Here is a 14,971-nt window from a genome sequence, read left to right on the forward strand (position 1 = left end):
CCAACCAACATCACCACCCCGGGCACCGCCGGCACCCTGCCCTGACGCTCATGTCCAGGCCATCCCCTCAAGCAACCCTCACGTCTTGCCAATAGGGCCTTAAACCTTCGGCCAGCATCGACTTCGAGTCAGGACAGACCATGATCAACACACGCAAAACCGCCCGCACCGTCGGCATACTCATGCTTGCCGCCTTCTTCCTCTACGGCATCGGAAGCTCCATCGCGACGGCCGCATCCCCGGGCCCGCTCCTCACCATCGGCGCGGTGATGATGCTGCTCAACTCGGTGGCCGTCATCGCGATCGGTGCGATGATGCTGCCGGTCCTCCGCCCGCACGCCCCGGCAGTCGCCGCCGGCTACCTCGCCACGCGAATCTTCGAGGGCGCATTCCTCGCGGTCGGCGCAGTCGCCCTGCTCGTCGGAGTCGCCAACATCAACTTCCTCGCGTACAACATCGCCATGGCGGGTCTGGGAATCGGGAGCCTATTTTTCTGCGCCGCGCTCTACCGCTCACACCTTGTGCCGCAGTTCCTCGCGGCCTGGGGATTCATTGGCTACGGATCGTTTGCGGCCGGCTGCTTCCTCGAACTCGCCGGAGTAACCGGCGCCGGCCTCGTTTCAACCGTCCCCGGTGGCCTTTTCGAGATCTTCTTCGCCATCTGGCTTATCGCGCGCGGCTTCGGCTCAAGCACGGCCACTATGGTGCCCACACGGGTGTCTCCGCATCGTCAGACCAGGCTCAAGCAGGTGGACGAGGCGGTTTAGCTCCTTGATCGTGTAGCGGCGCTCGATCCCGGCCGCGGCATGCCCCTAAATGCTGCCGGCTACCCGGTCTTGGTGAATTCTGAAAGCAGCGGTGTCGCAGAAATGTTCGTCAACCTGCCACACCAAGGGGTCACGGGTAGGGGGCAAGCTGAATGAGATGCACCGGGATTCGCGCCACTCGGGCTCGTCCGGTCCGTCCGCCCACAGCCGGGGACAATTTTCATAGGTTATCCACCGCTACTGCTACCAGGGAGCTTCCCACCGGCTCCCCATTTCCAGCCGTTGATAACCTGACTTGACCGCAACCGTTGCTTGTCCTGAACTGACCTGTGGCCGGTGGTAGCGTGACCGCTATGCGTTTCGTGCCCGCTGTGAGGCGAAGAATTTCTGCTCTGTCCGGGCTCGTGTCGGCAACATTGCGAACTTTGTCGTCGGTAGCGAACGATGCAGCACAGGCCCTCTCCCCGAAGCATCCCGCGCAGGTCATCGTGCTGGGCTTCGCGGCCGCGGTGGCGGTCGGGACTGGTCTGTTGATGCTACCGGCGGCGAAAGAAGGCCCCGGTGGTGCGGGGTTTCTGGAGGCATTGTTCACAGCGACCTCGTCGGTGTGCGTGACGGGGCTGATCACGGTGGACACGCCGGTGTTCTGGTCCGGGTTCGGACACGTCGTGATCCTGGCGCTGATCCAAGTCGGCGGTTTCGGGGTGATGTCCTTCGGCACCTTGCTCGGTGTTCTGATGGCCCGCCGGTTGGGGCTGCGATCACGAATGACGACAGCGACCGAAACCAAAAGTACCGGTTTCGGCGACATCACCAGGGTCCTGCTCGGCGTCCTCACGATCACAGCAATAGTGGAACTCCTGCTCACCGCGATCCTCACCGTCCGCTTCATGGCCGGCTACGGATACCCCCTGGGGAAAGCTCTCTGGCATGGGTTCTTCCACTCGGTGTCCTCGTTCAATAACGCCGGTTTCGCCCTGTACTCGGACAATCTCATCGGGTTCGCCGGGGATCCCTGGGTGTGCCTGCCGATCGCGTTGGCGGTCATCATCGGCGGCCTCGGATTCCCGGTGCTGTTCGAGCTGCGTCGCCGCTACCGCACCCCGGTGCATTGGAGCATGAACACCAAACTGGTCCTGGCCGGCACCGCCGTCCTCTTAACGCTCGGGACGGTGTTCCTGACAGCCCTTGAGTGGACCAACCCCTCAACCCTTGGCGCCCTTCACCCGGCCGACCGTGTCCTGGCCGGATTCTTCCAATCGGTCATTACCCGCACGGCCGGGTTCAACAGCATCGACATCGGCCAGATGCACCCAGTCTCCTGGCTCGGCATGGACATCCTCATGCTCATCGGCGGCGGGCCGGCAGGCACCGCCGGCGGCCTGAAGATCACAACCTTCGCCGTTCTGCTCTTCATCCTCACCACGGAACTGCGCGGCGACACCGCGGTAAACATCTTCGGAAAACGCCTCTCCCGGGCCGTCCACCGCCAGGCCATCACAGTCGTCCTGCTCGCCCTGGCCCTGATCGTGAGCTCCACGATGTTCCTGATGCTCATCACCGACTTCGGACAGGAAAAGATCCTGTTCGAAGTCATCGAAGCATTCGCGACCGTCGGGCTGTCTACTGGCATCACCGCGGGCATGCCCCCGGCGGGACAGGTCGTGCTGATCCTGCTGATGTTCATTGGCCGGCTCGGCCCGGTCACCCTCGGCGTTGCCCTCGCGGTCCGCACCAACCCGGTTCTTTACGAATACCCCAAGGAAAGGCCCCTCATTGGCTAGGAAAATCATCTTCTCCCGCGCCCCAGAACGGCTCGCCAAAGCAGACTCGGTCGCCGTGATCGGGCTGGGCCGCTTCGGCGGGTCCCTTGCACTGGAGCTGGAAGCCCAGGGGACCGAGGTGTTGGGTATTGACGCGGACGAGAGCATCGTCCAGTCCTTCAACGGCCGTCTCACCCACGTCGTGAGGGCTGACTCCACCCAGGAAGAAGTCCTCCGTCAACTCTCCGTCCACGAGTTCGACCGCGCCGTGGTCGGTATCGGCACCGACATCGAGGCCAGCATCCTCACCACCTCCCGGCTCCTGAAATTCAAGGGGCCGCAGATCTGGGCCAAAGCCATCTCAGAACCACACGCCGAAATCCTCGGCCAACTCGGCGTGGACCACGTCATCCGGCCCGAACATGACATGGGTAAACGCGTCGCGCACCTGGTCCGCGGCGGGATCCTTGACTACGTCGAGTTCGAAGACGACTTCGTCATGGTCCGCACCACCCCGCCGGCTGAAGCCCAGGACCGGCCCCTGGGCATCCTCGGGCTTCGGGATAAGTACGGCATCACCATCGTCGCGTTCAAACGCCTCGGCGGGACCTGGGGCCACACCACAGCCCAGACCGTCCTGTATGACGATGACCAGATCATCGTCCAGGGCAGCAAAACCGACGCCGAAAAATTCAGCACCCTCCCCTGACACAGAGCAAGGTCCGGAAAAGGACCATGGCCCGCCCGCAATAGAAAGCGGGTCATGGCCGTCAAATCGACGGATGCGGACGCGGCCGTCGTCGTTCGCTGGAGCAACGCTCCTCGTCGCCGGACTCTTTGCAGTTCCAGCCCTTTGATCAGCAAGCGCGCGTTGTCTGCCCGAGGCAGGTTGACGGGATCTCGGTTATCGGCTCTTTGGAGCCAGCGGGGGAGGGCCGCGTCGGAAGCGTTGATTGCAGCACAAAATCGGGATGCTTAGTCACTGTTTCCGCTCGTGCTCGGAAGCTCAATGTCCTCCAGAAGATATCAGCGTGCAGACCTGGATTCCATGGCTTCAGTGAGCACCCCCGGCCTTCTATGTGTAAGCGCGAAGATCGTCCACGTCGTCCCGGCGTTGCCTGCTGGCCGGTTTGAACGGGGCTGCCCTGGGGAATGATGGGGCCCTACGGGCCAGGGCTTGCCGTTGTTGTACGATGCTCGCCCACCAGGCTGCGCTCCGGCGGGGCGCCGGAACAGGGCACCCCGCCGGAGCGCAGACACTACCCCTGGCCGCACCTGAGATCAGGAGAAACGATAACTTTCCGCTGCCGACGGGTCGCCTCCGATGTACTTGCCGTTCAAGGGATACGGAGCGATCGGACGCATCATTGTCGTCTCTTCGGTGCGAGGGTCCGTACGGATCGCGGTGAGGATTTCCGGTGCTTCCCCACCCTCGACCCAGGCAACGAGCGCTTCCATACCAGTGGCGAGGCTCAGACCAGGGCCATTGCCGTACAGGGTTGCGTGCACGTCGCCGGGAGTGAGGTAGAAGCGGAAGTGCTCATCGGTGACGTCGCCTCCGAGCGTGTCCCGGATGGCCGTGTAGAGCCTGGCCGTTCCTTGAGCAGGAATACCCTCGTCGGCAGTCCCGTGCGAAAGCAGCAGCCTTCCTCCGCTGCTCACAAAATCGCTGTAGTCCGGATTGCTGGCGTCGTAAGCCGCAAAATCGCTGACACTCCGCTCGAAGATTTCTTCGTACTGTTCAAAGGTCAGTGTCGTCCAGTCCCAGTCGGGGTCGCGAAGAACCCAGCTCCCAATCCAATCCGTTGCCAGGGGGAAGGGGACGGGAGTGAGAACCCCATCAACCATTGCCGTAACTGCCAAACCAATCCCCAGGGGCCCTCCCCCGGCGAATATACCTCCGCGTCGCGCTCTGTGATCGGGCCTGCTGCAGTCGACGCGCCGACCAGCAAGCGGGCATCCCACGACGGGAAGTCGCTCCTTGCGATGATTCCGTCCACAAGACCGTCCTGAGCGTCGTGAGCACTGATCGCCGCGTGACGGAATGCCTCCATCTTGGCCAGCGGGACTGGATTCGAAAGTTCCTTCATCACGAGCGGAGGCCACATCTGCGCCACGTGCAACCTGGTCCAGTTGACCGCTGGACAATCGGCCCAATACCCATCGAAGTCTTCCGGGTATTCCCGCGCCTGCATAAGTGTCTGTCGTCCCCCGCCTGACGCGCCCATCATGTAGGAATAGTCCGGCTGCTTCCCGTAGATCCGCTCGATAAGGCGTTTGCTGACGACCGCCATCTCATGGTTGCTTCGAACGTGCCAATTGTCGGCGCGATCGAAATCGATCTCGCCGGTCTCAAGGTCCAAGCCCCAGGCTCCGAAACGTTCATCCCGATTCGCTCCATCAGTGGTGGCAACGGCATACCCATTGCGGACACCGTCACGGAGAGTCGGGCTTCTCATTCCTTCTGGTGTCAACCACTGCGCCAGCGTGCGGCTGCCTCCGCCTCCTATGCCGAGAAAGCGCTCGTTCCAGTCAAGAGGGGCCCAGAGATAGACATGGGCGTCGCGCCCCTGCGGGCTGGTGATTGACACGCGAATATCAACGAAATCGGGGAGATCCATCATGGGGCCAAGCGGAGATTCGAAAGATCCGCTGGTGTTCACACTTACTGATGTGACCGTCGCATTGCCCACGTCAGCGATCGCCGCATTGAGAGTGTCGAGGTTTAGGTCCCCCGGGTTCTCGAGCGGGCGGCGGTTATGGGCAGGATCGATCCAGCGCCGGAGATCTTGACGCACGTTTCCGGTAGATGAAGGCATGAACTCTCCTTTGAGTCACAACGCAGCCGCTTTGAGTTAAAACGCAGTTGCGAAGCGCGACCTGCGTCGGATCAGAGGACGTGAAGGCCGCGTTGAACGATGGAAACTTCATCTCATCAAACGACGCAATCGAATGACAGCCCCCGGAGCACGCCAAGTGGCGGTTTACGGTCGCCACTTGGCGGACGGCACGGGCGCGAATGTCGAGCGCGGCGGACCTACCTCGAGTCCGTGCAGAAGAAACCTGCGCGCAGCAAGCGCGAGCTGGAGCCGGAGTTTGCCGTCGGCCGTGGTGACTTCCCACCCAAGTCGGTCCTCCATAATGGCGAGACGCGACTGGACCGTCGAGTGGTGCGTGAACAGCATCGAGGCCACCAGGCGAAGGCTTGTCTGCCGAGCAATACCATCAAGGGTTCGTGCAGCCCACGGGACCTCTATACAGAGCCGGGTGATTCCAACGACATCTGGGCTGTCGGCCAGACCTTTGGCCTCCGTGAGTCGGGCAAGGAGAGCAACGTCTTCGTATCGCATCACCGTAGCTCCGGGATCGAAATCACTCCCCTCAGACGCAAGCGAAAGTGCCGTCAACGCGGTCTTCCACGACTCAGCGAAGCGAATAGCCTGAACACGAATCCCGATTCCAGTGCGTACGACACCGAACCGGTCGCTAGGGCCCAAGGAATCGGACCAGTTCGCGGCCACAGAGTCACCGACAGTCATCTGCAGGCCCACGGTAGGCCCCGGTTGAGCGATTGCGACACACTCCACCGCGGGGTCAATACCTAGTCGCTGCAACAGTCGCTCAGTAAGCGCGAGATCAGCGGTGGCGACTATGGCTGCGAGAGGATCATTGAACTCCGTTGAATGCCCGGCTGCGGCTCGCTCCCGGAGCTTACGAAGAAGTTCTGCTGATGAGTGGAGGATCACGGCTTCGGTAAGAGTGACCGGACCGATACGCTCCAACCAGATGCTGTCGGCGTCGCTTCCGCTTGTCCGCTCAGCCGGCCACCGCTCATGGGGCGGTGTCGCATCGTGCGAGAGTCTTCCATCGACTTCAGCGCGAAGATACACTCCTCCACCGAGTGCGATACGCGCCGGGTAACCGGAGTACTGAGACATCGCGGTCAGAATGTCTGCTTCGTCCCATACAGCTCGTTCAGCGATGTGCTGGAAAGCAGCAATGATCGGCAGGGCGCTCTCTCCTGAGGTATCAAAACGCGCCAGTTCCCGAAGAACTCTTTCCATCCACTCATGATAAGCGGGAAGTCTCGAAGACAAACCTGTCTGACCCTGCTGAGCTTGGCAGCCTGCTTTATCCGGAATACGTAAACCGTTTTGGCCTCGATATCGGCTCAGCAAACGACCGGCGCAAAACGGTGGAATCGGAACTCATTTCGTCCACGGGCCCTAGCCCGAGGCACGAGCAAGGTCTACGCCACCGCCCGGAATCCCCGCTCCTGGGACGATCCGCGTATGTGGGCTCGGGCGCAGCTGCGCGCTGTTTGCCCCCGTTATAGGGGACTGGGGAGGCGGGCAGGATCAGGAGCGGGTGCGGGGAGGGCTCCGCATGGTAGAGGTCTCCTTAACCGGACCGGGTTTTCCGTGTTTCTCCATCTCCTCAAGTATTTGCAGGCCGCGCTTGGCCCAATCGATTTCCTGCTCGGCACGAGCGAGCTGGCCTTCATAAGCGAAGATCTTGAAGCGGACGATCTGCTCTTGTTCCTCTTCAGCGTACCGGGTGAGGCGACGGGCAAGAGTGGGATGCGTACGCTGTTCGAGAGCCTGGATCATGTGAAGAGTTTGGAGGCGTTGTTCCTCGTAATGAGCGATGTGGGCTCGCAGCTGTGCTGCCGCCACGCCCGTCGGTGCCCACTCGAAATAGGCGGCCTTGAGGCGGGCGGGGTCTCGGTCCCGGACGTAGGTCAATGGCTGATTCTGCCATTCCAGCAGAGCCGCCTCGCCTGCGGGCGTAAGGGCATACTCCGTCTTGGTGGCTCCGCGCGTGCCCCACGGCACAGGCTGGCTGGAAAGGAGGCCCTCGGCGTGCATCTTCCGCAGCTCAGGATAGATCTGCGAGTCGGGGGCATGCCAGACGTGGCCCACCGAGGAGCTGAACTGCTTGACCAAGTCGTAGCCCGTCAGCGGACCTGAGGACAGCAGTGCCAGCAGAGCCGATCTAAGGGTCACGGGCGGTCCTTTCAGTCGGCAATGCGTTCGCCTCCCAGCCTAGTTCAGAAGAAGCTTTGCAACTCACTATCGACATAGATAGTATGTGCTCCACGCCACTAAATAACTATCTACATAGTTAGTGGCTTCCCTGTCCGGCCCGCTCAACGACGAAGGACCGCTTCATGACCGTCTCAGCTACGAAGACCACGACCACCGCCAAGCTCCTGCCCTCCCCGCTCAACGCGTGGTTCGTGGCGGGGTGGGACCACGAGATCACCGCCAAGGGGATCCTGGCGCGCACTGTCGCGGGCCGGCCTCTGGCCCTCTACCGCACCGAGGACGGCCGCGCTGTCGCGCTGGCCGACGCCTGCTGGCACCGTCTCGCCCCGCTGTCCCAAGGCAAACTCGTGGGCCGCGACGAGATCCAGTGCCCCTACCACGGCCTGCGCTACAACGCCGCGGGCCGCTGCACCTCAATGCCGGCGCAGGAGACCCTCAACCCCTCGGCCACCGTGCCCTCTTTTCCCGTGGTTGAACGCTACCGCTACATCTGGGTATGGCTCGGTGACCCCACCAAGGCCGACCCGGGCCTCCTGCCGGACATGCACCAGCTGGACAATCCCGAGTGGGCGGGAGACGGCGAGACCATCCACGCCCCGTGCAACTACCAGCTGGTCCTGGATAACCTCATGGACCTCACCCACGAGGAGTTCGTGCACAGCTCCTCGATCGGACAAGAGGAACTGTCCGAGTCCGAGTTCGAGGTGACCCACGACGAGACCTCCGTGACCGTGACCCGCTGGATGCGCAACATCGACGCCCCGCCGTTCTGGCTGAAGAACATGCGGGACAAGTTCCCTGGCTTCGAGGGCAAGGTGGACCGCTGGCAGATCATCCACTACTACTTCCCGTCCACGATCTGCATCGACGTCGGGGTCGCCGAGGCCGGAACGGGGGCACCCGAGGGCGACCGCTCGCGCGGGGTGAACGGCTATGTGATGAACACGATCACGCCGGAAACAAACCGCTCCTGCCACTACTTCTGGGCATTTATGCGCAACTACCGGCTGGAGAGCCAGCTCATCACCACACAGCTGCGCAACGGCGTGCACGGGGTCTTCGGAGAGGACGAGGCCATGCTCCTGGCGCAGCAGGAGGCCATCGACGCCAACCCGGACTACGAGTTCTACAACCTCAACATCGACATGGGCGGAATGTGGGTGCGCCGGCTCCTGGAGCGCGCCCTCGAGGCCGAGGGCCGCCTCGCCGCCCTGCCGAGCTCCTGAGCAGGAGGAGATCCACCGTGGCCGATTCCCACAACATCATCTGGCAGCAGACCGTCGTCGACTCCGTATCCGACGTAGCCGAGAACATCCGCCGCATCATTCTGCGCCCGGAACGCCCGTGCATTGTGCGCCCGGGCGAGCACGTGGACGTCCGCACGACCATTGAAGGCGAGCAGCACGTCCGCTCCTACTCCGTGGTCGACGCCGCTGAGGACGGCACGCACCTCGCCCTCAGCGTCTTCCGGACCCCCACCTCCCGAGGAGGTTCCGTGTTCATGCACTCGCTCCGGCCCGGGCAGCTCCTGGAGATCACCCAGCCGCTGCAAAACTTCCCGCTGCGGATCGGGGCGCCCTCCTACGTCCTGCTCGCCGGCGGCATCGGCATCACCGCGATCGCCGGAATGGCCACGTTGCTGCGGCGCCTCGGCGCCGGATACCGCATCGTCTACGTGGCCCGCTCCCGGGACGCGATGGCCTACCTCGACGATCTCGCCGCCCTTCATGGGAACCACCTGGAGGCACACGTCGACGCGGAGGGCACCTCCCTCGACGTCCACGCCCTCGTGAGTTCAGTCCCCGAGAACGCCGAGCTCTACATGTGCGGACCCATCCGGCTCATGGACGCCGTCCGCCGGGCATGGACCGAGCGTGAGCTCGACCCCACGAACCTGCGCTACGAAACCTTCGGCAACAGCGGCTGGTACGAGGCCGAACCGTTCACCGTCCGCATTCCTCGACTGGGGGTTGAGACACTTGTCGACTCCGACGAGTCTATGCTCGAGGCCCTCCAACGCGAGGGCGTGGACATGATGTCCGACTGCCGCAAGGGCGAGTGCGGCCTGTGCCAGGTCAAGGTCCTCGAACTCGCCGGGCATATCGACCACCGCGACGTCTTCTACTCCGACCGGCAAAAGGAACCCAACACCAAGATGTGCTGCTGCGTCTCCCGCGCGGTCACAGGAGAGCCGGGCACAGCCCCGGCACCCCGTCCCGCCGTCCTCACCATCGACGTCCCCTGAGAGGCATCACCACCATGGATATCCGACACCAGATCGACGCATCCAAGATGTCGTCGTACCAGTGGCTCATCATCGCGGTGACCACCTTCCTCAACGCCCTCGACGGCTACGACGTGCTGGCCATGGCCTTCACTGCCACGTCCGTGACCAAGGAGTTCGGACTCTCCGGCGCCCAGCTAGGCTGGCTGCTCAGCGCGGGCCTCATCGGCATGGCCGTGGGCTCGCTCGTCCTCGGGCCCTTCGCCGACCGCTACGGCCGGCGCAAGATCCTCATCGTGGCACTGGTGATCAACGCCCTCGGCCTGTTCCTGTCCACCACGGCGAACTCCGCCTTCGACCTCGGACTGTGGCGGGTCGTCACCGGGCTGGGCGTGGGCGGCATTCTTGCCTCCGCTACCGTGATCACGAGCGAATACGCCAACGCCCGCCGCCGCGGGATGGCCGTCAGCATCTTCACCGCAGGCTACGGTGTGGGCGCCACACTCGGCGGCATGGGCGCGACCCAGCTCATCCCCGCCTTCGGGTGGCGCTCCGTATTCCTCACCGGCGGCCTGCTGACCCTCGTGGCGATCGCCCTCGTCGTCGCGCTCATGCCCGAGTCCGTCGACTACCTCCGCGCCCGGCGACCGCAGAACGCCGCCGAGAAGCTCCAGCGCATAGCCCGGCGCCTGCGCCTCGAGGGCGATGTCGACCTCGGTCCCGCCCCCGTCAGCACGGGCAAGCAGCAGGGCAGCGTGGCAACGCTCCTGAGTCCGCGGTACCGCAAGGCCAGCATCCTGCTGTGGATCTCCTTTTTCATCATCATGTTCGGCTTCTACTTCGCCAACTCCTGGACTCCCCGCCTGCTCGTGGAATCAGGGATGACCGAGCAGCAGGGCATCATCGGCGGGCTCATGCTCACCATGGGCGGCACCTTCGGCTCGCTGCTCTACGGCGGGCTCACCACCCGGTGGGACGAGCGGCGGACCTTGATGGCCTTCACGGTGCTCTCCGCCGTGACCCTCGTCCTGTTCATTACCACCACCTCGTTGCCGCTGCTGGCGTTCTCTTCCGGCGTGGTCGTCGGGATGCTCGTCAACGGCTGCATCGCCGGTCTTTACACCGTGGCTCCCATGACCTACGAGCCCGGTGTCCGCACCACGGGTGTGGGTTGGGGCATCGGCGTCGGCCGGGCCGGTGCGATCCTCGCTCCCATCGCGGTCGGCGCCCTGCTCGACAGCGGGTGGAACCCCACGCAACTCTACTTCGGCGTAGCTGCGGTGGTTCTCCTCGCGGCCGTGGCCCTGCTCCGGATGCCCCCCTACGAAGAGGCTGAGTCCGCTGCAAACCAGGACACTGCGTCTACAGCGACCACTGCATGAAGTCACCGCTGGGTGTCTTCCCTGCGGGGAAAGGGCAAGGAAGACACCCGGCGTGGCGAGCCGCAAGCAGCCTGACTAAGGCCAAGGTCGGAAAGCCATCCCGTGCTCTCAACAGCTTTTTCGATCTAACTGATCTCCAAGCCATACCGTCAGACCATCATCCGGCCTTGTCCCCGTGACGGCGCTGTCTCGTAACTCTGACAGAAGCCATGCATACGCAATCATCACCGAGACATAGTGGTAAGACATAAGAGGAGCCGAGGAGCGCTGGCGGGGTTGCCGTCTCTTTAGGACGCCCCCTCAACCCTCGGCTTACGAGACCTGCACCAGACGGGAAACAGGCCAAATGTGCGGATCCTCGTATCAGACTAAAGCACACACAAGGCTGACACAGGGCTGCTGCCGGGGAATCGATCTACGTTTGGACGAGAAGTCGGGTCCGCCCCGCCCACAGCCGGGGACAATTCTCATAGGTTATCCACCGCTATTGCTGCCAGGGAGCTATCTCAACGGCTCCCAATCCCAGCCGTGGATAACCTGAACTGACCCCAGTCATGGACGGATCAGAGTTGCATCAGTTCCGGCGTGTGATCAGCGAGCACGGGTTTGCCCGACCGAGACGGGTTGACGGAGTACCCGTTATCAGCGTTTGAAAGTGGCCGCGGGAGCGGCTCAAAAGGGGTTACTGTTCGCCGGTTGTCCGCTTCCATCTAAGTCACCGCACCTGAAGGGGTGTGGACGGCGCCTGAGATGGGGCACTGTCCTGAAGGAATTGTGTGATCCTCTGAGCCATGGCCGTTGACTGCGTCCACTGCAGGTTATGCGGGCCATTGAGCTCGATGATTTCGTGGCGGTTGACGCTCTTCAGCTGGTTCTTGTGCGACTCGAGCCAGTCCGGAAAGGTTGTCACGCTGTCACTGGCGAGGAAGTGAAGAACGGGCATGTTCTCCGGGTAGGTGACTCCGTGGAGTGCTGCGGCATTGCTGGCGACCCGGGCGCTTTCGTCGGCGACTGCCGCGTTGCCGTAGTCCCAGATTGTCATTTGGCGCATGCGTTCCAATTCGGTTGTGGTGAAGTCGTCGCTTGTCGGGTCTACCGCGCCGGGAGCAATCGAGACCAATGTTCGGACCAGGCCAACTGTGGACAGGATTCCGATGATGTTGATGCCGCCGCTAGCCGCGGATTGCTTCGCTAGCTCGGTGGTGGGCACGCTGGGGTCGATGCCGATAACGGCGGATACTTCGCTTGGGTACCGGTTGGCATAGTCAAGTGTGTAGAAGCCCGCGATCGAATGTCCAGCCAAAACGTATGGCTCGCGGATGTCGAGTGAGGAGAGGGTCTCGTGGAGCTCGGTGCTGATGTTCTCCACGGTCCGATCACTTGCGCTCATATCGCTGTAGCCGTACCCGAAGCGCTCGACGACGATGACGTCGTAAGCAACGAGTTCCCTGATCAAGGGGGCGAAGTCCAGCGCCGGAGCTATCGTGCCCAGCCCGCTGAGCAGGACCAGGGGCTGTCCACCTTCGGTGCCAGCCCGAACGACGTTCACTGAGCCTCCCGCGACCTCCACTAGTTCACCGTACTGGGCAGTGCTCGACCTCTCCTGCTGTTCCAGGAACGCGTTGGCCCCTGTGGATGCAAGCGTTATGCCCAACGCAGTGATACCGACAACGCCAAGTATTTTGCGCGTGCGGGGGAATGGCCAGCGGCGTTTTGTATGGTCTGTAAGCGAACTCATTGTTACTCCTAGTACAAGAGCCGGGTCAATACCCGGCATTGGTTGATTGCAGCGGTTATTTCGATCCCAAGCGCCTTTAAGACTCCGGGCACCCTTCGGTAAGCAAATAGAGAAGTGGGGTGCTGGGCAGGTGCGAATGGCACGCACCGGCCGGTTGACGGAAGCGGCGTTTAGAAAATTGCGGGTAGCGGCTTTCTCAGCGTGTTCTAATCACTGCTGGGCGCTCCCCGCTGACCGCAAAGCGTCGGCGGGGCGGTTCGGGCAGTTACGGCCAGTCAGGGTGCGCTCACCGCTGCTGACTGCACCCTGGCTGCGACCCCGTCGGCTGCTGTTGTACGAGGAATGTTGCGAAGCATCCAGGTTGCAAGGAAAGCGGCGGCTACGGCCAAGCCAACCAGCCCCAGTTGCAGCACGGTTTCCGGAAACACCGTCCGCAGCGCGATGGGAAGTGAACTGGCCGTGTACAGGATGATGGCGCCTTTGGGAACGCTTGAAGTGCGCCACAGCGCGAGCATGAAGATCACGGTACCGAGGAGGAAGAGCATCGATACCACTGTGAGGGCGATCCCCAAGGGACCTGAACGCAGGACGGCAACCACATCTTGGCCAATGTAGGGAAAGACGAGGTTGAGGACGAACTCAACCCCAACGAGGCCGGCCAGAGACATTACGGAGATAACGGCACCCAAGGCTGCGAGGGCCCCGGCCTTCCGGGAAACCAACAGATACAGCCCGATCACCAGGCCGATGGCGGCGATTTGAGCAATCGGTGCAGCGAGCTGGGTGAAAGGTGATGTGGGAATGATCCCTGCTCTCTTTGCCGCGTTGACCAGCAGGATTGCTGCTGAGATGAATCCGGCGAAGGCAAAGATCCTGATGAGTGCTGCAGGTAGGGGTACTTGGATTTTGGATGACATTTTGGAGCTCGTATCTAGAGGATCTGCGCGAATAACGAGTGTTGAAGGAGGCGTCATGACCGGGGTGCCGGGATAACTTGAAGCTACGCGGGCGCTTAGTGACTTGGCGTCACCACTTGTGGTGACTAATGGGGTGGTTGGTACTGCATCTCCCGACTAAACCGGCGTCGGTGTCTTTTCTTCTGGAGCTTTGCTGCCTGACGGACTCCGCAGTGGAGGGGGTCGCTGTGCCCCTCGTTCTGGTGGAACTTTCGACACTCGCGACAGGTGCTTATTCCGGTGTTTCAGGCTGTGTTGGCGCCGGGGGCCATGAGCCAGCCCGGCTGAGCAGGGCATTGTTCATGTTTTCGAAGCCCTTTTTTGTCCGTTGAAGTACCCCGGCCATGAGTGGCACCAATAGGCCGGAAAAGGATTCCGTTTGAGTAAGAGTCGTGCCGCCTGCCGTGGGTTTGAGGACGAAAGCGTGGCGGCCGTCGAAGAGCCCCTGTATTCCGAGTGTTCCGAACCACTCGAGCAAGCGCTCGGGTTCCACTGCGGTCACGCGTGAACGGAAAGTCATTCCGCGCCCATCAGGTGGGACTATCCTGATGCTCAGTTTGTGGCCAATCCTAGGATCCCCGCTGGCCTGGGTAATGAACGGGTTCCAGTCGGTGTAGGCAGGAAAGTCGGTGAGGATCTTCCACACGACGTCCGGCGGTGACGGGATGTGGGTGGTAACTGAGAGGGTTTTCAATTTTTCCTCCTAATAGACACTGGGCCGGGGGTGCGGGGAAATTTCGCGCTGCCTTCTGCTACCGGTCGTTGGGTGAAATCGGAGGTGTGGCCGCTGTTTGGCCAGCGCCGCGGTCTTGGTCGCCCACGAGATTCACGGCTATCAACGTCGCGCCGATGTCCCGAACTTTTGCTAACAGGCCGTGCAGCGCTGCCTGATCGACGACCGGTCCGCATAGGGTGGTTGTTCCATCGTTTTCTTGTATGAGGGCCATGCCTTCGAACCAATCGGTCCAGGAGCTGTCGAGGTGTCCCCGGATGCGGAGTTGGTACTGTCCGGATCCGTAGTGTTCTGCTGGCATGTCGTTCATCCCCTTGTTGCGCATCAGATGCCCGCTGGTGTTGTTCACGTACTCGCTCG

At 62.3% G+C, this 14,971-nt stretch carries 14 protein-coding genes; 6 read left to right on the forward strand and 8 right to left on the reverse strand.

From position 1 onward, the window contains the following. Positions 1–140: 140 nt before the first annotated feature. The 3 genes from M1D93_RS09995 (at position 141) to M1D93_RS10005 (ending at position 3,239) form a co-directional block, all read left to right on the forward strand. The gene (locus M1D93_RS09995; RefSeq protein ID WP_461171432.1) at positions 141–767 is read left to right on the forward strand and encodes a DUF4386 domain-containing protein; all 627 of its coding nucleotides are present in this window, start codon (positions 141–143) and stop codon (positions 765–767) included. Between the two features lie 353 nt (positions 768–1,120). Further along, positions 1,121–2,551: a TrkH family potassium uptake protein gene (locus M1D93_RS10000; RefSeq protein ID WP_461171433.1), complete on the forward strand. Its 1,431-nt coding sequence runs from the start codon at positions 1,121–1,123 to the stop codon at positions 2,549–2,551. Beyond that, positions 2,544–3,239 carry a potassium channel family protein gene (locus tag M1D93_RS10005; RefSeq protein ID WP_461171434.1) on the forward strand — a complete coding sequence of 232 codons (696 nt, stop codon included), beginning with the start codon at positions 2,544–2,546 and terminating at the stop codon, positions 3,237–3,239. The genes M1D93_RS10000 and M1D93_RS10005 overlap by 8 nt, the downstream gene beginning before the upstream one ends. A 572-nt stretch (positions 3,240–3,811) precedes the next feature. On the opposite strand, the gene M1D93_RS10010 is transcribed toward M1D93_RS10005, so the two are convergent. From M1D93_RS10010 to M1D93_RS10025, 4 genes are all read right to left on the reverse strand, one after another. Continuing rightward, positions 3,812–4,378 carry a tannase/feruloyl esterase family alpha/beta hydrolase gene (locus tag M1D93_RS10010; protein WP_461171435.1) on the reverse strand — a complete coding sequence of 189 codons (567 nt, stop codon included), beginning with the start codon at positions 4,376–4,378 and terminating at the stop codon, positions 3,812–3,814. Further along, positions 4,279–5,349: a tannase/feruloyl esterase family alpha/beta hydrolase gene (locus M1D93_RS10015; RefSeq protein WP_461171436.1), complete on the reverse strand. Its 1,071-nt coding sequence runs from the start codon at positions 5,347–5,349 to the stop codon at positions 4,279–4,281. Before M1D93_RS10015 ends, M1D93_RS10010 begins: the two co-directional genes overlap by 100 nt. A gap of 165 nt (positions 5,350–5,514) precedes the next feature. Further along, complete coding sequence (locus M1D93_RS10020; RefSeq protein ID WP_461171437.1) at positions 5,515–6,594, reverse strand: helix-turn-helix domain-containing protein; 1,080 nt, start codon at positions 6,592–6,594, stop codon at positions 5,515–5,517. 294 nt (positions 6,595–6,888) lie between these two features. Continuing rightward, positions 6,889–7,536: a PadR family transcriptional regulator gene (locus M1D93_RS10025; protein ID WP_461171438.1), complete on the reverse strand. Its 648-nt coding sequence runs from the start codon at positions 7,534–7,536 to the stop codon at positions 6,889–6,891. A gap of 164 nt (positions 7,537–7,700) precedes the next feature. On the opposite strand from M1D93_RS10025, the gene M1D93_RS10030 reads away from it, so the two are divergent. From M1D93_RS10030 to M1D93_RS10040, 3 genes are read left to right on the forward strand one after another with little or no spacing between them, the layout of a single operon-like run. Then, the gene (locus M1D93_RS10030) at positions 7,701–8,804 is read left to right on the forward strand and encodes an aromatic ring-hydroxylating dioxygenase subunit alpha (protein ID WP_461171439.1); all 1,104 of its coding nucleotides are present in this window, start codon (positions 7,701–7,703) and stop codon (positions 8,802–8,804) included. A 17-nt stretch (positions 8,805–8,821) separates the two neighbouring features. Then, on the forward strand, positions 8,822–9,823 hold the full coding sequence (locus M1D93_RS10035) for a PDR/VanB family oxidoreductase (RefSeq protein WP_461171440.1): 1,002 nt from the start codon (positions 8,822–8,824) through the stop codon (positions 9,821–9,823). 14 nt (positions 9,824–9,837) lie between these two features. Next, complete coding sequence (locus M1D93_RS10040) at positions 9,838–11,184, forward strand: MFS transporter (RefSeq protein WP_461171441.1); 1,347 nt, start codon at positions 9,838–9,840, stop codon at positions 11,182–11,184. 715 nt (positions 11,185–11,899) lie between these two features. Here M1D93_RS10040 and M1D93_RS10045 read toward each other — a convergent pair. From M1D93_RS10045 to M1D93_RS10060, 4 genes are all read right to left on the reverse strand, one after another. Continuing rightward, the gene (locus M1D93_RS10045; protein WP_461171442.1) at positions 11,900–12,922 is read right to left on the reverse strand and encodes an alpha/beta fold hydrolase; all 1,023 of its coding nucleotides are present in this window, start codon (positions 12,920–12,922) and stop codon (positions 11,900–11,902) included. 275 nt (positions 12,923–13,197) lie between these two features. Further along, positions 13,198–13,839, reverse strand: a complete 642-nt coding sequence (locus tag M1D93_RS10050) for a hypothetical protein (RefSeq protein WP_461171443.1) — start codon at positions 13,837–13,839, stop codon at positions 13,198–13,200. A 271-nt stretch (positions 13,840–14,110) separates the two neighbouring features. Continuing rightward, positions 14,111–14,572, reverse strand: a complete 462-nt coding sequence (locus M1D93_RS10055) for an SRPBCC family protein (protein WP_461171444.1) — start codon at positions 14,570–14,572, stop codon at positions 14,111–14,113. A gap of 58 nt (positions 14,573–14,630) precedes the next feature. Then, positions 14,631–14,960, reverse strand: a complete 330-nt coding sequence (locus M1D93_RS10060; protein WP_461171445.1) for a hypothetical protein — start codon at positions 14,958–14,960, stop codon at positions 14,631–14,633. Between the last annotated feature and the right edge of the window lie 11 nt (positions 14,961–14,971).

Source organism: Arthrobacter sp. Z1-9 (assembly GCF_054792695.1).